Here is a 20,128-nt window from a genome sequence, read left to right as displayed (position 1 = left end):
ACGTGATTGATAAATCCGCCTTTATTCATCCTACCGCGATTGTGGAAACCGGTGCCATCATTGGTGCTAACGTCCACATTGGCCCGTTTTGTATTGTTGGACCCCATGTCGAAATTGGTGAGGGTACAGTACTGAAATCTCACGTTGTCGTGAATGGTCATACGACCATTGGCTGCAATAACGAGATCTATCAGTTCGCCTCCATCGGCGAAGTTAACCAGGATCTGAAATATGCTGGTGAGTCGACCCGTCTGGAAATTGGCGATCGTAACCGTATTCGCGAAAGCGTCACCATTCATCGTGGAACAGTACAGGGTGGTGGGTTGACGAAGGTGGGCAGCGATAACCTGTTTATGGTTAATGCGCATATCGCGCACGACTGTACCGTGGGTGACCGCTGTATTCTTGCCAACAACGCAACGCTGGCAGGACACGTATCGGTTGATGACTTCGCAATTATTGGCGGCATGACCGCAGTCCATCAGTTCTGCATCATTGGTGCGCACGTGATGGTTGGCGGCTGCTCCGGTGTGGCGCAGGACGTCCCACCGTATGTGATTGCGCAGGGCAACCATGCCACGCCGTTTGGCGTGAACATCGAAGGCCTCAAGCGTCGTGGTTTTAGCCGCGAAGCGATTACTGCCATCCGCAACGCGTACAAACTGCTGTACCGTAGCGGTAAAACGCTGGAAGAGGCGAAGCCGGAAATTGCCGAGCTGGCGAATAAGCACCCGGAAGTGAACGCGTTCATGGAATTCTTTGACCGTTCAACAAGGGGTCTGATTCGTTAATGGTCGACAGTCGTCCGCTTACGATAGCCCTGGTCGCCGGAGAAACCTCCGGCGATATTCTTGGTGCAGGTCTCATCCGCGCGCTTAAGGCGCGTGTACCCAACGCTCGCTTTGTCGGCGTTGCTGGCCCGCTGATGCAGGCCGAAGGCTGTGAAGCCTGGTATGAAATGGAAGAGCTGGCCGTGATGGGTATCGTTGAGGTGCTGGGACGGCTCCGCCGTTTGTTGCACATTCGTGCCGATCTCACCCGCCGTTTTACCGAACTCAAACCCGATGTGTTTGTCGGTATCGATGCACCTGATTTCAACATTACCCTCGAAGGGAATCTGAAAAAGCAGGGCATAAAAACCATTCACTACGTCAGTCCGTCCGTCTGGGCGTGGCGACAGAAACGCGTTTTCAAAATTGGACGGTCCACCAACCTGGTGCTGGCTTTTCTGCCTTTCGAAAAAGCGTTTTACGACAGATTTAATGTTCCGTGCCGTTTTATCGGTCATACCATGGCGGATGCGATGCCATTGGATCCGGATAAAAACGCGGCGCGCGACGTGCTGGGCATCCCCCATGATGTGCATTGTCTGGCACTGCTGCCAGGCAGCCGTGGTGCAGAAGTGGAGATGCTGAGCGCCGATTTCCTCAAAACAGCACAAATTCTTCGCCAGAGCTATCCCGACCTTGAAGTGGTTGTTCCGCTGGTGAATGCCAAACGCCGCGAGCAGTTTGAGCGCATCAAAGCGGAAGTCGCCCCGGATCTCCACGTCCGTCTTCTGGACGGCAAAGGTCGAGAAGCGATGTATGCGAGCGATGCCGCACTGCTGGCCTCCGGCACGGCGGCGCTGGAATGTATGCTGGCGAAATGCCCGATGGTGGTCGGTTACCGCATGAAGCCGTTCACCTTCTGGCTGGCAAAACGTCTGGTGAAAACGGATTATGTCTCCCTGCCAAACCTGCTTGCCGGTCGCGAGCTGGTGAAAGAGTTATTGCAGGATGAGTGCCAGCCGCAGGCGCTTGCCGATGCACTGCTGCCGCTGCTGGCAAACGGCAAGACCAGCCACCAGATGCACGACACCTTCCGCGAACTGCATCAACTGATCCGCTGTAATGCTGATGAGCAAGCGGCTGATGCGGTGCTGGAGCTAGCAAAATGATGGAATTTGTTTATCCTCACACTCGCCTTGTGGCGGGCGTGGACGAAGTGGGTCGTGGTCCGCTAGTGGGGGCTGTGGTGACCGCCGCGGTGATCCTCGATCCGGCTCGCCCGATTATCGGGCTGAACGACTCAAAAAAATTGTCTGAAAAGCGCCGGCTGGCGCTGTTTAGTGAGATTCAGGAGAAGGCGCTGGCCTGGAGCCTGGGGCGCGCTGAACCGCATGAAATAGACGAACTGAATATTTTGCATGCCACGATGCTGGCGATGCAGCGTGCGGTAGCGGGTTTGAAAATTTCCCCGGAATATGTCCTGATTGACGGCAACCGCTGTCCCGCATTGCCCATGCCTTCAATGGCGGTTGTCAAAGGCGATAGCCGGGTCGCAGAAATCAGCGCAGCTTCTATTATTGCCAAAGTGACGCGCGACGCTGAAATGGCCGCGCTGGACCTCACTTACCCTCAGTATGGTTTCGCCCAGCATAAGGGGTATCCCACACCTTTCCATCTGGAAAGGCTGGCTGAACATGGCGCAACCGAACATCACCGGCGCAGCTTTGGCCCGGTGAAACGCGCGCTGGGACGGGTGTCCTGAATCAATACGCAAGCAATTAAGTAACGCGGAATCTGAAGATGGCTGAACCACGTTTCGTACACCTGCGGGTGCATAGCGACTACTCCATGATCGATGGGCTGGCGAAGACCGGGCCGCTGGTAAAAAAGGCGGCCTCCCTTGGCATGCCCGCGCTGGCGATAACCGATTTTACCAACCTGTGTGGCCTGGTGAAGTTCTACGGAACGGCGCATGGCGCGGGGATGAAGCCTATCGTTGGCGCAGATTTTCATGTGCAGAGCGATCTCATCGGCGATGAAATGACGCAAATCTCCGTGCTGGCGATGAACAACACGGGCTATCAAAACCTCACTCTGCTTATCTCAAAAGCCTACCAGCGTGGATACGGTGCGCTGGGGCCGTGGATCGACCGTGACTGGCTGGCTGAGCTGAACGAAGGGCTGCTGCTGATCTCCGGCGGCCGTATGGGCGATGTCGGCAAATGCCTGCTGCGCGGCAATAGCGCGCTGGTGGATCAATGCCTCTCGTTCTATGAAGAGTATTTCCCGGATCGTTATTATCTGGAGCTGATCCGCACCGGCCGTCAGGACGAAGAGAACTATCTTCATGCCGCTGTGGCACTTGCAGAAGAGCGTGGGTTGCCTGTGGTGGCTACCAACGATGTGCGGTTCCTTGAGCCGGGGGATTTTGACGCGCACGAAATTCGCGTGGCGATCCACGATGGCTTCACGCTGGACGATCCTAAACGACCGCGCAACTACTCATCGCAGCAGTACATGCGCAGCGAAGAGGAGATGTGTGAGCTCTTCTCCGATATCCCGGAAGCGCTGGAAAACAGCGTAGAGATTGCCAAGCGCTGTAACGTTACCGTCCGCCTTGGCGAGTACTTCCTGCCGCAGTTCCCGACAGGAGACATGACCACGGAAGATTTCCTGGTCGCAAAATCAAAAGAAGGTCTGGAAGAGCGTCTGGAGTTTCTGTTCCCGGATGAGGCCGTTCGCAAAGAGAAGCGGCCGCCGTACGATGAACGCCTGGACATTGAACTCCAGGTGATCAACCAGATGGGCTTCCCGGGTTACTTCCTGATCGTCATGGAGTTTATCCAGTGGTCGAAGGATAACGGCGTACCGGTCGGACCGGGCCGAGGCTCCGGTGCTGGGTCGCTTGTGGCCTATGCGCTTAAAATTACCGACCTCGATCCGCTGGAATTCGACCTGCTGTTCGAACGTTTCCTTAACCCGGAACGTGTTTCCATGCCCGACTTTGACGTCGACTTCTGCATGGAGAAACGTGACCAGGTGATCGAGCACGTCGCCGATATGTACGGCCGTGATGCGGTATCGCAGATTATTACGTTCGGTACGATGGCGGCGAAAGCGGTTATCCGTGACGTCGGCCGCGTGCTGGGCCACCCGTACGGGTTTGTCGATCGCATCTCTAAACTGGTACCGCCCGATCCGGGCATGACGCTGGCAAAAGCCTTTGAGGCTGAACCACAGCTGCCGGAAATCTACGAAGCCGACGAAGAAGTCAAAGCGCTGATCGACATGGCGCGCAAGCTGGAAGGCGTCACGCGTAACGCCGGTAAGCATGCGGGGGGCGTGGTTATCGCCCCGACAAAAATTACCGACTTTGCGCCGCTCTACTGCGACGAAGCGGGCCAGCACCCGGTTACCCAGTTCGATAAGAACGACGTAGAATACGCCGGGCTGGTGAAGTTCGACTTCCTTGGTCTGCGTACGTTGACCATCATTAACTGGGCGCTGGAGATGATCAACGCCCGCCGCGAGAAGAACGGCGAGCCGCCGTTGGATATCGCGGCCATCCCGCTGGATGACAAGAAAAGTTTCGACATGCTGCAGCGCTCGGAGACCACCGCCGTCTTCCAGCTTGAATCGCGCGGCATGAAAGATCTGATTAAGCGCCTGCAGCCCGACTGCTTCGAAGATATGATCGCGCTGGTTGCCCTGTTCCGTCCGGGCCCGCTGCAGTCAGGGATGGTAGATAACTTTATCGACCGTAAGCACGGGCGCGAAGAGATTTCCTACCCGGACGTTCAGTGGCAGCATGAAAGCCTGAAGCCGGTGCTGGAGCCCACCTACGGCATCATCCTGTACCAGGAACAGGTTATGCAGATCGCCCAGGTGCTTTCCGGCTATACCCTCGGCGGCGCGGACATGCTGCGTCGTGCGATGGGTAAGAAAAAGCCGGAAGAGATGGCCAAGCAGCGAGGTACTTTCGAAGAAGGCGCGAGAAAAAACGGCGTTGATGGTGAACTGGCGATTAAGATCTTTGACCTGGTTGAGAAATTCGCCGGGTACGGATTTAACAAATCCCACTCCGCCGCCTATGCTTTGGTGTCGTACCAAACGCTGTGGCTGAAAGCGCACTATCCTGCTGAATTTATGGCGGCGGTAATGACGGCCGATATGGACAACACCGAGAAGGTGGTGGGCCTGGTGGACGAGTGCTGGCGCATGGGGCTGAAGATCCTGCCGCCGGACATTAACTCGGGGCTCTACCACTTCCACGTCAACGACGACGGGGAGATCGTTTACGGGATCGGCGCGATCAAAGGCGTGGGTGAAGGTCCGATCGAGGCGATCATCGAAGCGCGTAACAACGGCGGGTATTTCCGCGAGCTGTTCGATCTTTGCGCCCGCACCGATACCAAAAAACTGAACCGTCGCGTGCTGGAAAAACTGATCATGTCCGGCGCGTTTGACCGGCTGGGGCCGCACCGCGCCGCGCTGATGAATTCCCTCGGCGATGCGCTGAAAGCGGCGGATCAGCATGCAAAAGCGGAAGCCATTGGTCAGGCGGATATGTTCGGGGTGCTGGCGGAAGAGCCGGAGCAGATCGAGCAATCTTACTCCAACTGCCAGCCGTGGCCAGAACAGGTGGTACTGGATGGCGAGCGTGAGACGTTAGGCTTGTACCTGACGGGGCACCCGATCAACCAGTACATCAAAGAAATTGAGCGCTATGTCGGCGGCCACAGGCTTAAAGACATGCATCCGACAGAACGTGGTAAAATCACCACGGCTGCGGGGCTCGTGATTGCTGCAAGGGTTATGGTCACCAAGCGCGGCAATCGTATCGGCATCTGTACGTTGGATGACCGTTCCGGGCGTCTGGAGGTGATGTTGTTCACCGACGCGCTGGATAAATACCAGCAATTGCTGGAAAAAGACCGCATACTTATCGTCAGCGGACAGGTCAGCTTTGATGACTTCAGTGGGGGGCTTAAAATGACCGCCCGCGAAGTGATGGACATTGACGAAGCCCGGGAAAAATATGCTCGCGGGCTTGCTATCTCGCTGACGGACAGGCAAATTGATGACCAGCTTTTAAACCGACTCCGTCAGTCTCTGGAACCCCACCGCTCGGGGACAATTCCAGTACATCTCTACTATCAGAGGGCGGATGCACGTGCGCGGTTGCGCTTTGGTGCAACGTGGCGTGTCTCTCCGAGCGATCGTTTACTGAACGATCTCCGTGGCCTCATTGGTTCGGAGCAGGTGGAACTGGAGTTTGACTAATACAGGAATACTATGAGTCTGAATTTCCTTGATTTCGAACAGCCGATTGCTGAGCTGGAAGCGAAAATCGATTCTCTGACAGCGGTAAGCCGTCAGGATGAAAAACTGGATATTAACATCGACGAAGAAGTGCATCGTCTGCGCGAGAAAAGCGTAGAGCTGACGCGCAAAATCTTTGCCGATCTCGGCGCATGGCAGGTGGCCCAGCTGGCTCGCCATCCACAGCGTCCGTACACCCTGGATTATGTCCGCCTGGCGTTTGACGAATTTGACGAACTGGCAGGCGATCGCGCATACGCTGACGATAAAGCTATCGTTGGCGGTATCGCGCGTCTGGACGGACGCCCGGTGATGATCATTGGTCATCAGAAAGGCCGTGAAACCAAAGAGAAAATCCGTCGTAACTTTGGTATGCCAGCACCAGAAGGCTACCGCAAAGCCCTGCGTCTGATGGAGATGGCTGAGCGTTTCAACATGCCAATCATCACCTTCATCGATACCCCGGGTGCATACCCTGGCGTGGGCGCGGAAGAGCGCGGTCAGTCTGAAGCCATCGCGCGCAACCTGCGCGAGATGTCTCGTCTGAAGGTGCCGGTCATCTGTACCGTTATCGGCGAGGGTGGTTCCGGCGGTGCGCTGGCGATTGGCGTGGGCGATAAAGTGAATATGCTGCAGTACAGCACCTATTCCGTTATCTCCCCGGAAGGCTGCGCGTCCATTCTGTGGAAAAGCGCCGACAAAGCGCCGCTGGCTGCAGAAGCAATGGGCATCATTGCGCCACGCCTGAAAGAGCTTAAGCTGATCGATTCCATCATCCCGGAACCGCTGGGTGGTGCACATCGTAAGCCGGAAGTGATGGCGGCTTCTCTGAAAGCGCAGCTGCTGGCTGACCTGGCGGATCTGGACGTGCTGAGCAAAGAGGATCTGCTCAACCGCCGTTACCAGCGTCTGATGACCTACGGTTACGCGTAAGCTTCACAATTATCTGAAAAGCCGCACACTGTTGCGGCTTTTTTTATACCTGCGGTTTAGCCGGACTATGCTTAGCTAATGTTTTTTAAGGAGGAAGCCCATGAATATCATTGCCATTATGGGGCCGCACGGCGTCTTTTATAAAGATGAGCCGATTAAGGAGCTGGAGCAATCCCTGCAGTCGCGCGGGTATCAGCTAATCTGGCCGCACAACAGCGCCGACCTGCTGAAGTTCATCGAGCATAACCCGCGTATCTGCGGCGTGATCTTCGACTGGGATGAATATGATCTCGAACTGTGCAGCGACATCAACAAGCTGAACGAATACCTCCCGCTGTATGCGTTTATTAATACCCACTCCACCATGGACGTCAGCGCCAATGATATGCGTATGGCGCTGTGGTTCTTTGAATATTCCCTCGGCGTGGCGGACGATATTGCGACCCGCATTCAACAATACACGAATGAATATCTCGATAACATTACGCCACCGTTTACCCGGGCGCTTTTCACCTACGTAAAGGAGGGGAAATATACCTTCTGTACGCCGGGTCATATGGCGGGTACGGCTTATCAAAAAAGCCCGGTGGGCTGCCTGTTCTATGATTTCTTTGGTGGCAACACGCTGAAAGCGGACGTGTCGATTTCAGTCACCGAATTAGGCTCTCTGCTGGATCACACCGGCCCGCATCTGGAAGCCGAAGAGTATATCGCCCGCACCTTTGGCGCAGAGCAGAGCTATATGGTGACCAACGGCACCTCGACCTCGAACAAAATCGTCGGTATGTACGCCGCGCCGGCGGGGAGCACCCTGCTGATTGACCGTAACTGCCATAAATCGCTGGCTCACCTGCTGATGATGAGCGACGTCGTACCGCTTTGGCTATCACCCACGCGTAACGCGCTCGGTATACTTGGCGGTATTCCGCGCCGGGAGTTCACCCATGAAGCCATTGAAAGCAAGATCGCGGCACTGCCAGGCGCAAGCTGGCCTGTCCATGCGGTGATCACCAACTCGACCTATGACGGTCTGCTGTACAATACAGACTGGATCAAAAAGGCGCTGGACGTGCCGTCTATCCACTTTGATTCCGCATGGGTACCGTACACCAACTTCCACCCGATATACGCGGGTAAAAGCGGCATGAGTGGTGAACGCGTGCCGGGTAAAGTATTCTTTGAAACGCAGTCGACGCACAAAATGCTGGCAGCATTTTCCCAGGCTTCGCTTATCCACATCAAAGGTGAGTACGACGAAGACACGTTCAACGAAGCCTTTATGATGCACACTACCACTTCACCGAGCTATCCGCTGGTGGCCTCTATTGAAACGGCCGCGGCGATGCTGCGCGGCAACCCGGGCAAACGTCTCATCAACCGTTCGGTGGAGCGCGCGCTGCATTTCCGCAAAGAGGTTCAGCGGCTGAAAGATGAAGCCGACGGCTGGTTCTTTGATATCTGGCAGCCTGAAGAGATTGATGAGGCGGAGTGCTGGCCCGTCTCGCCCGGCGAAGACTGGCATGGTTTCCGGGATGCCGATAGCGACCATATGTTCCTCGACCCGGTAAAAGTAACAATCCTGACGCCGGGCATGGATGAGCAGGGCAAGATGAGTGAAGAAGGTATTCCGGCCGCGCTGGTGGCGAAATTCCTTTATGAACGGGGTGTGGTGGTGGAAAAAACCGGCCCCTATAACCTGCTGTTCCTGTTCAGTATTGGTATTGATAAAACGCGGGCGATGGGGTTGTTGCGCGGTCTGATGGAGTTTAAGCGCGCCTACGATCTTAACCTGCGGGTGAAGAACATGCTGCCGGATCTCTACGCGGAGGATCCTGACTTCTATCGCAATATGCGTATTCAGGATCTGGCCCAGGGGATCCACAGATTGATCCGCCAGCACGATCTGCCGCGTCTGATGCTTCAGGCGTTCGATGTCTTACCGGAGATGAAATTAACCCCGCACAAGGCTTGGCAGCGCCAGGTGAAAGGGGAGGTCGAAACCGTTGAGCTGGAAAATCTGGTCGGGCGCGTATCGGCCAACATGATCCTGCCTTACCCGCCGGGCGTTCCGCTCCTGATGCCAGGAGAGATGATTACCGAGGAGAGTCGGGCCGTGCTCGATTTCCTGCTGATGCTCTGTTCGGTAGGGCGTCACTATCCCGGTTTTGAGACGGATATTCACGGTGCGAAGCGCGATGAGAACGGCGTTTACTGGGTGCGAGTCCTAAAATAAGGGTGACCGCTTGCAAGGTGCGGGTTTTCGGTTGTAACGTTCAGGCATCATAAAAAGGAGAAGCTATGCTGGGTTTAAAAGCTGTTCATCATATTGCGATCATTGCGACCGATTACGCGAAAAGTAAGGCCTTCTACTGCGACATCCTGGGCTTTACGCTCATGAGCGAGGCCTACCGCGAAGAGCGCGACTCCTGGAAGGGCGATCTGGCGTTAAACGGGCAATATGTGATTGAACTGTTCTCTTTCCCTTTTCCGCCTGCGCGTCCGTCCCGCCCGGAAGCCTGTGGCCTGCGCCATCTTGCCTTCAGCGTCGATGATCTGGATAGCGCAGTAAAACACCTGGAAGCGCACGGCGTGACGTGTGAAGCGATCCGCGTCGATCCGTTCACCGACAAGCGCTTTACCTTTTTCAACGACCCGGACGGCCTGCCGCTGGAGCTTTATCAGCAGTAATCTTTGTCCTGTGTGATAATGCCCGCTCAGTTCGGGCATTTTTTATGTGTAATTCCCTATGACCTTACCCGCTATCGCACACGCCGTTTCACCGTACCGCCAGCTGCTGGTGGGGTTTAGCGGTGGCCTGGATTCCACCGTTCTGCTCCATCGTCTTAAACGCTGGCGCGATCGGGAGCCTGACGTCCAGCTTCGGGCGATGCATATTCACCACGGATTAAGTCCTCACGCAGAGGAGTGGGTGGCGCACTGTGAAGCCTTGTGTGCGGCGTGGGCGATCCCGCTCATCGTCGAGCGCGTCACGCTTGCGGAGGAAGGGCTGGGCATCGAGGCGCAGGCGCGTAAAGCCCGCTATGCCGCGTTTGCCGGGGCATTACGTCCTGGAGAAGCGCTGGTCACGGCTCAGCATCTGGACGATCAGTGTGAAACCTTTCTGCTGGCGCTTAAGCGGGGCAGCGGACCGGCGGGGCTGTCAGCCATGCCGGCGCGTTCTGCATTTGCCGGCACAACGTTACTGCGTCCGCTGCTTGGCGAGACGCGCGCCTCGCTTGAAGCCTGGGCGCGAGAACATCAGCTGAGCTGGATCGAAGATGAGAGTAACCAGGAGGACGGCTATGATCGTAACTTTCTGCGTCTGCGCGTCCTCCCGCTATTGAGCGAGCGCTGGCCGCATTTTGCCGACGCGACGGCAAGAAGCGCTATGCTGTGCGCCGAACAGGAATCGCTGCTGGACGAGCTATTGAGTGACGAGCTGGCTGAACTGATTTCTGAGGACGGTGCGCTGGCCATTGCACCGCTGACAGCGATGAGCCCGGTACGTCGCGCCGCGCTGCTACGACGCTGGCTGGCCTCTCATCACGCTGCGATGCCGTCGCGGGCGATGCTGAGCCGTATCTGGGACGAGGTTGCCCTGGCGCGGGATGATGCTTCCCCGCGCGTCCATCTGAACGGGTTTGACGTAAGACGCTATAAAGGGGAACTCTGGTGGATAAAATCCATGCCCTCACTGACCGATGTGGTGCTCGACTGGCTTTCACCTGACGCACCGCTGGTATTGCCCTGTGAGGCAGGACGCGTCTCTCTCCTGCCGTCTGGTCATGTGAGGTTGCCGAAGCCCGGTGAACCGGTCACCGTGCGCTTTAAGGCTGGTGGCATGCTGCACATCGTCGGGCGCAACGGGGGGCGGAAGCTGAAGAAAATATGGCAGGAGTGTAACGTGCCGCCGTGGCTGCGCGACACCACGCCACTGCTGTTCTACGGTGAAACGCTTATCGCTGCGGCAGGAGTTTTCATCACGGAAGAGGGGTGGTCAGAAGAGGGTGCCAGGTTTGAGTGGCAGAAAGCGTAACGGGCAGCCTGGCTGCCCGTTAATGTCATCAGGATTCGCTCACCACGACGGTGCCGATTTGCGGGTGGCTGAAGCTGGCTATTTTATCCAGACGCAGCTCACGCGTCGCACCGGCATCTTCCACTATCAGGTATTCCACGTTCTTACGTGAAACCAGATCGTTGGCTTTCGCCTTCAACACTTCGCCATCTTTTAGCTCCAGCGTCAGTAATAAATGATGCTGGCAGGCGAGTTCGAGGTTGTCATAGTCATCACAATTGATGGGTTGATAAGTATCATTCATCGACATAATCGCTCACCAGTAAATTCGCCGCAGCATACGCTGCTTTTTCCCTGACCGACTCCGAAAGGCTCTCATCAGAGGCCACTTCATTAAGCACTTTCAATACACAGCCCAACGCGTCCGGGACATACCCCAGATCTCCGCTGGCGATTTCCGCATACCGTTTGCGAATTAACTCACAATAATTATTCACATCCCCTCCCGCCAGCGCACTGACTTACTGTGAGATATCATTAAGCCTACGAAGATAAACTCGGTTTAGCAAGGTGACTATACCATACTCATTTAAGCAATATCAGCGCCTTGATAGCGGTGTATTTATTACCCCGTAACAGCCTTTTGCCGCGGTTTTCGCTACAATGGGCGCCTGATTCGAATGGAGTTCTCTCATGGCGCTGAAAGCGACAATTTATAAAGCAGTGGTCAATGTGGCCGATCTGGATCGCAACCAGTTCCTGGACGCCTCGCTGACGCTGGCACGCCACCCCTCCGAAACCCAGGAGCGTATGATGCTGCGCCTGCTGGCGTGGATGAAGTATGCCGACGAGCGTCTGCAGTTTACCCGTGGGTTAAGCGCAGAAGACGAGCCTGAAGCCTGGCTGCGCAACGATCATCTGGGTATCGATTTGTGGATCGAACTCGGACTGCCGGACGAGCGCCGAATTAAGAAGGCCTGCACCCAGTCCGCTGAAGTGGCCTTATTCGCGTATAATCAGCGCGCTGCGGAGATCTGGTGGCAGCAAAACAAGAGCAAGTGCGGACAGTTTAAAAATCTTACGGTCTGGTATCTGGATGATGAGCAGCTGGCGCAGCTGAGCGAGTTTGCCAGCCGGACCATGGTATTGCAGGCGACGATTCAGGACGGTGCAATCTGGCTTTCTGATTCTCAGAATAATCTGGAAATTCATTTGACGGCGTGGCAACCGGCCTCATGATCGTCTTGTCCCGAAACGTCAGCATTCCGGACAACGAGCTGGAGATCACCGCCATCCGTGCACAGGGGGCCGGTGGGCAGCACGTCAACAAGGCGTCGACGGCTATCCATTTGCGTTTTGACATTCGGGCCTCAAGCCTGCCAGAGTATTATAAAGAAAGTCTGCTTGCCGCCAGCCACCACCTGATCACCAGCGATGGTGTGATTGTGATTAAAGCCCAGGAGTACCGTAGCCAGGAGCTCAACCGGGAAGCGGCGATAGCCAGGCTGGTGGCGGTCATCAAAGAGTTAACGGCAGTACAAAAAAGCCGCCGGGCAACGCGGCCAACCCGCGCATCGAAAGAGCGTCGTTTGTCCTCGAAGGCCCAAAAATCCACAGTGAAAGCACTACGCGGTAAAGTTCGTCGCCCGACAGAGTGACGAAAGGGAACACACTTTTCATAAGGAATTCATTGTGAAAAAAGCATTATGGTCAGCGCTGGCAGTGAGTACGCTGTTTGCGCTTTTCGGGTGTAACAACCGCTCCGAAACGCAGGTTTTACAACCCACGCAAACGGAAGAATTAAAACCGATGCAGCAGAGCTGGCGTGGCGTATTGCCTTGCGCGGACTGTGAAGGCATTGAAACGTCCCTGTTCCTGCAAAAAGACGGCACCTGGGTAATGAACCAGCGCTATCAGGGGGCGAAAGAGCCTTCTTCTTTTGCGACTTATGGAACATGGGCGCGTACGGCGGAGAAGCTGGTCCTGACCGATACCACCGGTGAGAAAACCTGGTTCCGTCCTAAAGGTGACAGCATGGAGATGCTCGACCGCGAAGGTAACCCTATTCAATCCCAGTTAAACTACACGCTGGCGCCGGTGAAAGCGGCCCTGCCTGCAACGCCGATGGCAATGCGGGGGATGTACTTCTATATGGCGGATGCGGCGATCTTTACCGACTGCGCAACCGGCAAGAAGGTCAGCGTGGCAAACAATGCCCAGCTTGAACGCGATTACGCTGTGGCGCGCGGCAATGACAGCAAACCGGTATTGCTGACGGTGGACGGTCACTTTACGCTGGAGCCAAACCCGGATAGCGGAGAGATGGTGAAAACGCTGGTGGCGGACAAAGACGCGAAATTTATTGCGGGCAAAGACTGTAACAGCAAGTAAGCTGACGTAGCGCCATTAAAAAACCCCGCCTGAGCGGGGTTTTTTGTTTAGCCTTTGATGGCTTTCACCAGGTAATCAAGAATGTCGCCGGTCTTGATCATCTGTTTTTCGCCGCTGCGACGGTATTTGTATTCAATCTCGTCGCTGTCGAGGTTACGGTCGCCGATCACGACGGTGTGTGGGATACCGATCAGTTCCATATCGGCAAACATCACGCCCGGACGCTCTTTACGGTCATCCATCAGCACTTCGATACCCTGAGCGCGCAGCTCGGCATACAGCTTCTCGGCCAGCTCCTGCACGCGGTAAGACTTGTGCATGTTCATTGGCAGAATAGCAACCTGGAACGGCGCGATGTTGTCCGGCCAGACGATGCCGCGCTCGTCGTAGTTCTGCTCAATGGCGGCAGCTACCACGCGCGTCACCCCGATCCCGTAGCAACCCATGGTCAGGATCTGGTTACGGCCATCTTCACCCTGAACGGCGGCGTTCAGCGCGCGCGAGTATTTATCGCCCAGCTGGAAGATGTGACCCACTTCGATACCGCGCTTGATCATCAGGGTACCCTGGCCGTCCGGGCTTGGATCGCCTGCTACCACGTTGCGGATGTCAGCCACTTCCGGCGTCGCCACATCGCGATCCCAGTTGATGCCGAAGAAGTGTTTACCGTCGATGTTCGCACCGGCGGAGAAGTCGCTCATCGCGGCTACCGTGCGGTCAATAACAACCGGAACCGGCAGATTGACTGGACCCAGTGAACCTGGACCCGCATTCACCACGGCGCGGATTTCCGCTTCCGTCGCGAACGTCAGCGGGCTGGCTACCTGCGGCAGCTTCTCGGCTTTCACTTCGTTCAGCTCGTGATCGCCACGCACCAGCAGGGCAACCAGCGGGTAAGCGCTCCCTTCGGTGGATTTCACCAGCAGGGTCTTAACGGTTTTTTCAACTGGCAGGTTGAACTGCTCAACCAGCTCGGCGATGGTTTTCGCGTTTGGCGTGTCAACCAGCGTCATCTCTTGCGTTGCAGCAGCACGTGGTTCTTTTGGCGCCAGCGCCTCTGCAAATTCGATGTTCGCCGCGTAGTCTGAAGAGTCAGAGAAGATCACATCGTCTTCACCGCTCTGCGCCAGTACCTGGAACTCATGGGATGCGCTACCGCCGATGGAGCCGGTATCAGCCTGCACAGCACGGAAATCCAGACCCATGCGGGAGAAGATTTTGCTGTATGCCGCGTACATTGCGTCGTACGTCTCTTGCAGGGATTCCTGAGAGGTATGGAAAGAGTAGGCATCTTTCATCAGGAATTCGCGAGAGCGCATGACGCCGAAACGTGGGCGAACTTCGTCACGGAACTTGGTCTGGATCTGGAAGAAGTTCAGCGGCAGCTGTTTGTAAGAGCTCAGCTCATTACGAATCAGGTCGGTAATGACTTCTTCATGCGTTGGGCCGAGAACGAACGGACGCTCGCCGCGATCGACGAAGCGCAGCAGTTCTGGGCCATATTGTTCCCAACGGCCACTCTCCTGCCACAGGTCAGCGGGCTGAACCACAGGCATGGACACCTCGATAGCACCGGCGTTGTTCATCTCTTCACGCACGATGTTTTCGACTTTTTTCAGGACGCGCACGCCGGTCGGCAGCCAGGTGTATAACCCGGAGGCCAGCTTGCGGATCATCCCGGCGCGCAGCATCAGCTGATGGCTGATCACTTCGGCGTCGGCAGGCGTCTCCTTCAGAGTGGAGAGCAGATATTGGCTAGTACGCATGTTGTTACGGTTCCATTTCGACGATTGGAACAGGCTGAAACACCAGCCTGACACAAAAAAAGTGGTTTAGTTTACCAGTGTGGCAAAGATGCCAAAAGAGAGGAGAACAAAATTACCTGGGTTCAAGGGCAAACACTTCAAAACCTGCCCCGGTGACGCGCCAGCGAACGTTAAAATCAAGCAGCCAGACGGCGTATGATTTTCCTGCTTCCTCTTCTTTACGGTAGGCCGGCCGCGGGTCCTGTGCCAGAACTTCGGTGATGAAATCCCGTAAGCGAGGATAGCGTTTCTCCAGTTGACCGAGCTGCGCGGTTATCTCAGGCGTAAAATAAACAGGCATGTCCGCCTGCGGTGCGTCCTGAGCATAACTTGCACGCGCGTCCGGGAGGGCTTCGGCGAAGGGCAAATAGGGTTTGATGTCGATAACCGGCGTGCCGTCGACCAGATCCAGGCTACCTAACTCCAGTATCACCCGATCTTTCTGGCAGCGTATGCCTTTCAGTTCAACCAGCGACATGCCAACCGGATTTGGACGGAAGGTCGAGCGCGTTGCAAACACGCCCATTCTCGCATTTCCGCCAAGACGAGGAGGGCGCACGGTAGGACGCCAGCCGCCTTCCATCGTCTGGTGAAACACGAATACCACCCATAAATGGCTGAAAGCCTCGAGCCCGCGTACCGCATCGGCCTGATTGTAAGGCGCAATCAGGTGAAGCTCACCGCGTCCGCTGGTGACAAGACCGGGCTGGCGGGGGACGGCGAACTTCTCTTTATAGGGAGAGTGGATAACGCCTATCTGCTCGAACTGAAATGCACTCATTTCGCCGTGATGTTCAACGCAGAACCGATGCAAACCGCCTGACGATAGCAACCCGGAGTGCCGCTGGTGACTTCGCAGCTGTGCAGCAGGACCGCGTTAGCTTTCATTTTTGCGGCATTGATCTGCATGCGTTTACGCGCTGTCGGAATATTCGGTGGTGAGTCCTGATTGGTCGCCTGACAGGAATCGCCGCTTACTTCGCCCAGTTCACGGAACGGTTTACCGACGAGTTCGTCCGCTTTCGTGATAATGCGAACTGGCGCAGGGCGAACCACTTTTGGTTTCGCAGGCTCTGTTTTTGGCGGGGTTGCCGTGCTTTGAACGGGTTCAACGGGAGATCTGCTTAGCATTGAACAGCCGCTCAGCATGAGTGCTAAAAGACAGATCGGTAAAGCACGCATAATATTTCCTCAATGGATAATCAAAACGTCAGATATTGAATCAGTTGACTGCACAAATGACAAGACGGGCATAAGCCCGTCCTGATGATATTACACTGAGGTGAGATTACCAGCCTTTAACAGCGCCACCGTTAAACACTTTGTTGGCTTCCTGGTAAACTTCATCAGACTGATAAGCCTGAACGAATTTCTTCACGTTTTCCGCGTCTTTATTGTCTTCGCGAGTCACGATCAGGTTAACGTACGGGGAATCTTTATCTTCAACGAAGATACCGTCTTTGGCTGGCGTCAGGCCAATCTGGCTGGCGTAAGTGGTGTTGATAACGGCCAGGGCAATTTGGGCATCGTCCAGAGAACGTGGCAGCTGAGGCGCTTCCAGTTCAACAATTTTCAGATTTTTCGGGTTCTCGGTGACATCCAGAACGGTTGGCAGCAGGCCAACACCGTCTTTCAGTTTGATCAGACCCACTTTCTGCAGCAGCAGCAGGGAACGACCAAGGTTGGTTGGGTCGTTAGGCACGGCTACCTGAGAGCCCGGTTGCAGTTCGTCCAGCGATTTAATTTTCTTAGAGTAACCGGCAATTGGATAAACGAAGGTGTTACCGACACCCACCAGTTTATAGCCACGATCTTTGATCTGCTGGTCCAGGTATGGCTTATGCTGGAAGGCGTTCGCGTCGATATCGCCTTTGCTCAGCGCTTCGTTCGGCAGAACGTAATCGTTGAAGGTCACCAGCTCAACGTCCAGGCCATACTTCTCTTTTGCCACTTTCTGAGCAACTTCCGCAACCTGCTGTTCTGCACCCACGATAACACCCACTTTAATGTGGTTTGGATCCTTTTCGTCCTGACCGCAACCCACCAGTGCCAGAGAGCCGATCAGCGCGCCTACTGCTGCAAAGGTCTTTAATTTAAACGCCATGTTTTATCCTTAACTCGTAGAGTTTGTGTTGTGTGTAACGTTATTTGTGAGTAACGGTCCGGACGATGCGATCGCCAGAGAACTGGATTAAGTAAACCAGAACAACCAGCAATACCAGAACGGTATTCATCACGGTAGCGTTATATCCAATATAGCCGTACTGGTAACCAATCTGACCTAAACCGCCCGCGCCAACTGCACCACCCATTGCCGAATAACCGACCAGGGTGATGAGCGTGATGGTTGCCGCATTCACCAGGCCTGGCAGTGCTTCCGGGAGCAGGACTTTGCGCACGATCTGCATCGGTGTTGCGCCCATCGCGCGGGAAGCTTCGATCAAACCGGTTGGAATTTCCAGCAGGGCGTTTTCCACCATACGGGCGATAAACGGCGCAGCCCCTACGGTCAGCGGAACGATCGCTGCCTGCAGACCGATAGACGTTCCGACGATCACGCGGGTAAACGGAATCATCCACACCAGCAGAATAATGAAGGGGATAGAACGGAAGATGTTCACCAGCGCAGAGAGCGTACGGTACAGTTTCGCGTTCTCAATGATTTGACCCGGACGCGTTACGTACAGCAATACGCCGACCGGCAGGCCAATCACAAAACCAAAGAAGCCAGAGACAAAGGTCATTGCCAGCGTTTCCCAAACGCCGCGAACCAGCAGCCACATCATCGGCTCAGACATAACCCAGTACCTCTACTTTTACATGGTGTTCTTGCAGCCAGGCAATCGCGGCCTGGGTTTCTTCTTGTGTGCCGTGCATTTCTGTCAGCATGATGCCGAACTTCACGCCACCGGCGTAATCCATCTGCGCGCTGATGATGTTGTTGTTCACGTTAAAGCGACGCGCGGTTTCGGAAAGCAGGGGAGCGTCAACGGACTGACCGGTGAACTCCATGCGCAGCATCGGGACGCTGTCTGCGGTGGATTCGGTTTTCAAACGCTCCAGATAGTCTTCCGGAATATCGAGATGCAGGGTGGACTGGATGAACTGCTGTGCCAGCGGCGTCTTCGGATGCGAGAACACTTCACTTACTGTGTCCTGCTCGATCAGTTCACCATTGCTGATGACCGCCACGCAGTCGCAGATGCGTTTCACCACGTCCATCTCGTGCGTAATAAGGAGGATCGTCAGGCCCAGGCGACGGTTAATGTCTTTCAGCAGTTCCAGAATCGAACGCGTGGTGGCCGGATCCAGTGCGCTGGTGGCTTCATCACACAGCAGTACCTTAGGATTGCTTGCCAGCGCGCGGGCAATGGCCACACGCTGTTTTTGCCCACCGGACAGATTTGCCGGGTAGCTATCATGTTTATCGCCCAGACCCACGAGGTCGAGCAGCTCGGTGACGCGACGCTTCACTTCTTCTTTCGGCGTGTTATCCAGCTCAAGCGGTAAGGCAACGTTGCCGAACACGGTGCGGGAGGCCAGCAGGTTAAAGTGCTGGAAAATCATGCCAATCTGACGACGCGCTTTGGTGAGTTCTTTTTCTGAAAGGGCGGTAAGTTCCTGGCCGCCAACTTCTACGCTGCCCTGGGTTGGGCGCTCAAGCAGGTTAACACAACGGATCAGCGTGCTTTTACCTGCACCCGATGCGCCAATGACGCCATAAATTTGACCAGCAGGAACATGCAGACTGACGTTGTTCAGCGCCTGAATGGTTCGGTTCCCCTGCTGGAACACTTTGGTGATATTGGAAAGTTTAATCATTAGATTATTTTTATCGTATGTAAGTTAGCCGTGGCATTTTCTTCTGCCAGATACGGGTGATGACCGTAAACAAAACGGATGTTAAGGCATCCAGACGTCTAAATCAATCCAACTCTGTACGATGAGCACTTTATTGCGCTGCGATTCATGAGATACTAGTCGAACATGCCTTTTTCAGGAGCAAACCGGTGGCAAAATCAGTACCCGCAATTTTTCTCGATCGTGACGGCACTATTAATGTGGATCACGGTTATGTCCATGAGATTGATGAGTTCGAATTTATCGATGGCGTAATAGATGCCATGCGCCAGCTGAAAGAGATGGGTTATGCGCTGGTAGTTGTGACGAACCAGTCCGGTATTGCACGCGGTAAATTCACCGAAGCGCAGTTCGAGACGCTGACGGAATGGATGGACTGGTCGCTGGCCGACCGCGGCGTGGATCTCGACGGCATCTATTATTGTCCGCACCACCCGCAGGGAACGGTTGAAGCGTATCGCCAGACCTGTGATTGCCGTAAGCCGCATCCGGGGATGTTCATCTCTGCGCAGGAGTTCCTGCACATTGATATGTCTGCTTCTTATATGGTGGGCGATAAACTGGAAGATATGCAGGCAGCAGCAGCAGCGGGTGTAGGGACCAAAATATTAGTCCGCACCGGTAAGCCAGTAACGCCAGAAGCAGAAAATGCAGCGGATTGGGTGATTAATAGTCTGGCCGATCTGCCAAAAGAGATTAAAAAGCACCATAAATAGCCTTTTTGGCGAAAAGATGAGCGGTTGAAATAAAAATGCATTTTTCCGCTTGTCATTCCTCGGCGGCCCCCTATAATGCGCCTCCATCGACACGGCGGATGTGAATCACTTCACAAACAACCCGGTCGGTTGAAGAGAAAAAATCCTGAAATAACGGGTTGACTCTGAAAGAGGAAAGCGTAATATACGCCACCTCGCAACGGTGAGCGAAAGCCGCGTTGCACTGCTCTTTAACAATTTATCAGACAATCTGTGTGGGCACTCAAAGTGACATGGATTCTTAACGTCCTCGGACGAAAAATGAATACCAAGTCT

The 20,128-nt window shown here is 55.1% G+C and carries 20 protein-coding genes; 12 read left to right on the top strand and 8 right to left on the bottom strand.

Annotated elements, in window-relative coordinates:
• The first annotated feature begins 2 nt into the window (after positions 1-2).
• The 8 genes from lpxA to tilS all read left to right on the top strand — a co-directional run bounded on the left by lpxA (position 3) and on the right by tilS (position 11,061).
• The gene (lpxA, locus tag OTG14_RS13350; RefSeq protein ID WP_023310462.1) at positions 3-791 is read left to right on the top strand and encodes an acyl-ACP--UDP-N-acetylglucosamine O-acyltransferase; all 789 of its coding nucleotides are present in this window, start codon (positions 3-5) and stop codon (positions 789-791) included.
• Positions 791-1,939, top strand: coding sequence for a lipid-A-disaccharide synthase (lpxB, locus tag OTG14_RS13345; protein ID WP_024907527.1), 1,149 nt, complete (start codon positions 791-793; stop codon positions 1,937-1,939). Before lpxA ends, lpxB begins: the two co-directional genes overlap by 1 nt.
• Positions 1,936-2,532, top strand: coding sequence for a ribonuclease HII (gene rnhB / locus OTG14_RS13340; protein ID WP_024907528.1), 597 nt, complete (start codon positions 1,936-1,938; stop codon positions 2,530-2,532). Before lpxB ends, rnhB begins: the two co-directional genes overlap by 4 nt.
• 38 nt (positions 2,533-2,570) lie before the next feature.
• The gene (gene dnaE / locus OTG14_RS13335) at positions 2,571-6,053 is read left to right on the top strand and encodes a DNA polymerase III subunit alpha (protein WP_024907529.1); all 3,483 of its coding nucleotides are present in this window, start codon (positions 2,571-2,573) and stop codon (positions 6,051-6,053) included.
• A 12-nt stretch (positions 6,054-6,065) separates the two neighbouring features.
• Positions 6,066-7,025: an acetyl-CoA carboxylase carboxyl transferase subunit alpha gene (gene accA, locus OTG14_RS13330; RefSeq protein WP_008501895.1), complete on the top strand. Its 960-nt coding sequence runs from the start codon at positions 6,066-6,068 to the stop codon at positions 7,023-7,025.
• A gap of 100 nt (positions 7,026-7,125) precedes the next feature.
• Positions 7,126-9,258 carry a lysine decarboxylase LdcC gene (locus OTG14_RS13325; protein WP_267215218.1) on the top strand — a complete coding sequence of 711 codons (2,133 nt, stop codon included), beginning with the start codon at positions 7,126-7,128 and terminating at the stop codon, positions 9,256-9,258.
• A 65-nt stretch (positions 9,259-9,323) separates the two neighbouring features.
• On the top strand, positions 9,324-9,713 hold the full coding sequence (locus OTG14_RS13320) for a VOC family protein (RefSeq protein WP_023334583.1): 390 nt from the start codon (positions 9,324-9,326) through the stop codon (positions 9,711-9,713).
• A gap of 58 nt (positions 9,714-9,771) precedes the next feature.
• Complete coding sequence (gene tilS / locus OTG14_RS13315; protein WP_061715940.1) at positions 9,772-11,061, top strand: tRNA lysidine(34) synthetase TilS; 1,290 nt, start codon at positions 9,772-9,774, stop codon at positions 11,059-11,061.
• Between the two features lie 28 nt (positions 11,062-11,089).
• Here tilS and rof read toward each other — a convergent pair whose 3' ends face one another.
• Both rof and OTG14_RS13305 read right to left on the bottom strand, forming a co-directional pair.
• Positions 11,090-11,350, bottom strand: a complete 261-nt coding sequence (rof, locus tag OTG14_RS13310; RefSeq protein WP_024907532.1) for a Rho-binding antiterminator — start codon at positions 11,348-11,350, stop codon at positions 11,090-11,092.
• Positions 11,337-11,537 carry a YaeP family protein gene (locus OTG14_RS13305; protein ID WP_008501889.1) on the bottom strand — a complete coding sequence of 67 codons (201 nt, stop codon included), beginning with the start codon at positions 11,535-11,537 and terminating at the stop codon, positions 11,337-11,339. The genes rof and OTG14_RS13305 overlap by 14 nt, the downstream gene beginning before the upstream one ends.
• A gap of 196 nt (positions 11,538-11,733) precedes the next feature.
• On the opposite strand from OTG14_RS13305, the gene OTG14_RS13300 reads away from it, so the two are divergent.
• Genes OTG14_RS13300 through nlpE form a run of 3 tightly spaced genes read left to right on the top strand, consistent with a single transcriptional unit; the run spans position 11,734 to position 13,431 of the window.
• On the top strand, positions 11,734-12,279 hold the full coding sequence (locus OTG14_RS13300; RefSeq protein WP_061715939.1) for a YaeQ family protein: 546 nt from the start codon (positions 11,734-11,736) through the stop codon (positions 12,277-12,279).
• The gene (gene arfB / locus OTG14_RS13295) at positions 12,276-12,698 is read left to right on the top strand and encodes an alternative ribosome rescue aminoacyl-tRNA hydrolase ArfB (RefSeq protein ID WP_032649720.1); all 423 of its coding nucleotides are present in this window, start codon (positions 12,276-12,278) and stop codon (positions 12,696-12,698) included. Before OTG14_RS13300 ends, arfB begins: the two co-directional genes overlap by 4 nt.
• 34 nt (positions 12,699-12,732) lie before the next feature.
• The gene (gene nlpE / locus OTG14_RS13290) at positions 12,733-13,431 is read left to right on the top strand and encodes an envelope stress response activation lipoprotein NlpE (protein ID WP_032649717.1); all 699 of its coding nucleotides are present in this window, start codon (positions 12,733-12,735) and stop codon (positions 13,429-13,431) included.
• A gap of 47 nt (positions 13,432-13,478) precedes the next feature.
• On the opposite strand, the gene proS is transcribed toward nlpE, so the two are convergent.
• The 6 genes from proS to metN all read right to left on the bottom strand — a co-directional run bounded on the left by proS (position 13,479) and on the right by metN (position 19,058).
• Positions 13,479-15,197 (bottom strand): proline--tRNA ligase, encoded by a 1,719-nt coding sequence (proS, locus tag OTG14_RS13285; RefSeq protein WP_048990392.1) that lies wholly within the window; start codon positions 15,195-15,197, stop codon positions 13,479-13,481.
• Between the two features lie 112 nt (positions 15,198-15,309).
• Positions 15,310-16,017, bottom strand: coding sequence for a tRNA (N6-threonylcarbamoyladenosine(37)-N6)-methyltransferase TrmO (gene tsaA / locus OTG14_RS13280; protein ID WP_032649713.1), 708 nt, complete (start codon positions 16,015-16,017; stop codon positions 15,310-15,312).
• Positions 16,014-16,418, bottom strand: a complete 405-nt coding sequence (gene rcsF, locus OTG14_RS13275) for an Rcs stress response system protein RcsF (protein ID WP_032649711.1) — start codon at positions 16,416-16,418, stop codon at positions 16,014-16,016. Before rcsF ends, tsaA begins: the two co-directional genes overlap by 4 nt.
• A gap of 106 nt (positions 16,419-16,524) precedes the next feature.
• The gene (metQ, locus tag OTG14_RS13270) at positions 16,525-17,340 is read right to left on the bottom strand and encodes a methionine ABC transporter substrate-binding lipoprotein MetQ (protein ID WP_014168729.1); all 816 of its coding nucleotides are present in this window, start codon (positions 17,338-17,340) and stop codon (positions 16,525-16,527) included.
• Between the two features lie 40 nt (positions 17,341-17,380).
• A complete protein-coding gene (locus OTG14_RS13265) occupies positions 17,381-18,034 on the bottom strand; it encodes a methionine ABC transporter permease MetI (RefSeq protein ID WP_014168730.1) in 654 nt (217 codons plus the stop codon).
• Positions 18,027-19,058, bottom strand: a complete 1,032-nt coding sequence (gene metN, locus OTG14_RS13260; RefSeq protein WP_048990396.1) for a methionine ABC transporter ATP-binding protein MetN — start codon at positions 19,056-19,058, stop codon at positions 18,027-18,029. Before metN ends, OTG14_RS13265 begins: the two co-directional genes overlap by 8 nt.
• A gap of 188 nt (positions 19,059-19,246) precedes the next feature.
• Here metN and gmhB point away from each other — a divergent pair, with 188 nt between their 5' ends.
• Positions 19,247-19,813, top strand: a complete 567-nt coding sequence (gmhB, locus tag OTG14_RS13255) for a D-glycero-beta-D-manno-heptose 1,7-bisphosphate 7-phosphatase (protein WP_048990397.1) — start codon at positions 19,247-19,249, stop codon at positions 19,811-19,813.
• The last annotated feature ends 315 nt before the right edge of the window (positions 19,814-20,128 follow it).

This window comes from Enterobacter pseudoroggenkampii, from assembly GCF_026420145.1.
GTDB lineage: Bacteria > Pseudomonadota > Gammaproteobacteria > Enterobacterales > Enterobacteriaceae > Enterobacter > Enterobacter pseudoroggenkampii.
The sequence above is the reverse complement of the archived record's forward strand: the minus strand, read 5'-3'. Positions and strand labels throughout refer to the sequence as shown.

Excerpts from the sequence above, each read along its gene's own strand:
- lpxB (WP_024907527.1), top strand. The coding sequence starts at position 791 with ATGGTCGACAGTCGTCCGCTTACGATAGCCCTGGTCGCCGGAGAAACC.
- rnhB (WP_024907528.1), top strand. The coding sequence starts at position 1,936 with ATGATGGAATTTGTTTATCCTCACACTCGCCTTGTGGCGGGCGTGGAC.
- dnaE (WP_024907529.1), top strand. The coding sequence starts at position 2,571 with ATGGCTGAACCACGTTTCGTACACCTGCGGGTGCATAGCGACTACTCC.
- accA (WP_008501895.1), top strand. The coding sequence starts at position 6,066 with ATGAGTCTGAATTTCCTTGATTTCGAACAGCCGATTGCTGAGCTGGAA.
- OTG14_RS13325 (WP_267215218.1), top strand. The coding sequence starts at position 7,126 with ATGAATATCATTGCCATTATGGGGCCGCACGGCGTCTTTTATAAAGAT.
- OTG14_RS13320 (WP_023334583.1), top strand. The coding sequence starts at position 9,324 with ATGCTGGGTTTAAAAGCTGTTCATCATATTGCGATCATTGCGACCGAT.
- tilS (WP_061715940.1), top strand. The coding sequence starts at position 9,772 with ATGACCTTACCCGCTATCGCACACGCCGTTTCACCGTACCGCCAGCTG.
- rof (WP_024907532.1), bottom strand. The coding sequence starts at position 11,350 with ATGTCGATGAATGATACTTATCAACCCATCAATTGTGATGACTATGAC.
- OTG14_RS13300 (WP_061715939.1), top strand. The coding sequence starts at position 11,734 with ATGGCGCTGAAAGCGACAATTTATAAAGCAGTGGTCAATGTGGCCGAT.
- arfB (WP_032649720.1), top strand. The coding sequence starts at position 12,276 with ATGATCGTCTTGTCCCGAAACGTCAGCATTCCGGACAACGAGCTGGAG.
- proS (WP_048990392.1), bottom strand. The coding sequence starts at position 15,197 with ATGCGTACTAGCCAATATCTGCTCTCCACTCTGAAGGAGACGCCTGCC.
- tsaA (WP_032649713.1), bottom strand. The coding sequence starts at position 16,017 with ATGAGTGCATTTCAGTTCGAGCAGATAGGCGTTATCCACTCTCCCTAT.
- rcsF (WP_032649711.1), bottom strand. The coding sequence starts at position 16,418 with ATGCGTGCTTTACCGATCTGTCTTTTAGCACTCATGCTGAGCGGCTGT.
- metQ (WP_014168729.1), bottom strand. The coding sequence starts at position 17,340 with ATGGCGTTTAAATTAAAGACCTTTGCAGCAGTAGGCGCGCTGATCGGC.
- OTG14_RS13265 (WP_014168730.1), bottom strand. The coding sequence starts at position 18,034 with ATGTCTGAGCCGATGATGTGGCTGCTGGTTCGCGGCGTTTGGGAAACG.
- metN (WP_048990396.1), bottom strand. The coding sequence starts at position 19,058 with ATGATTAAACTTTCCAATATCACCAAAGTGTTCCAGCAGGGGAACCGA.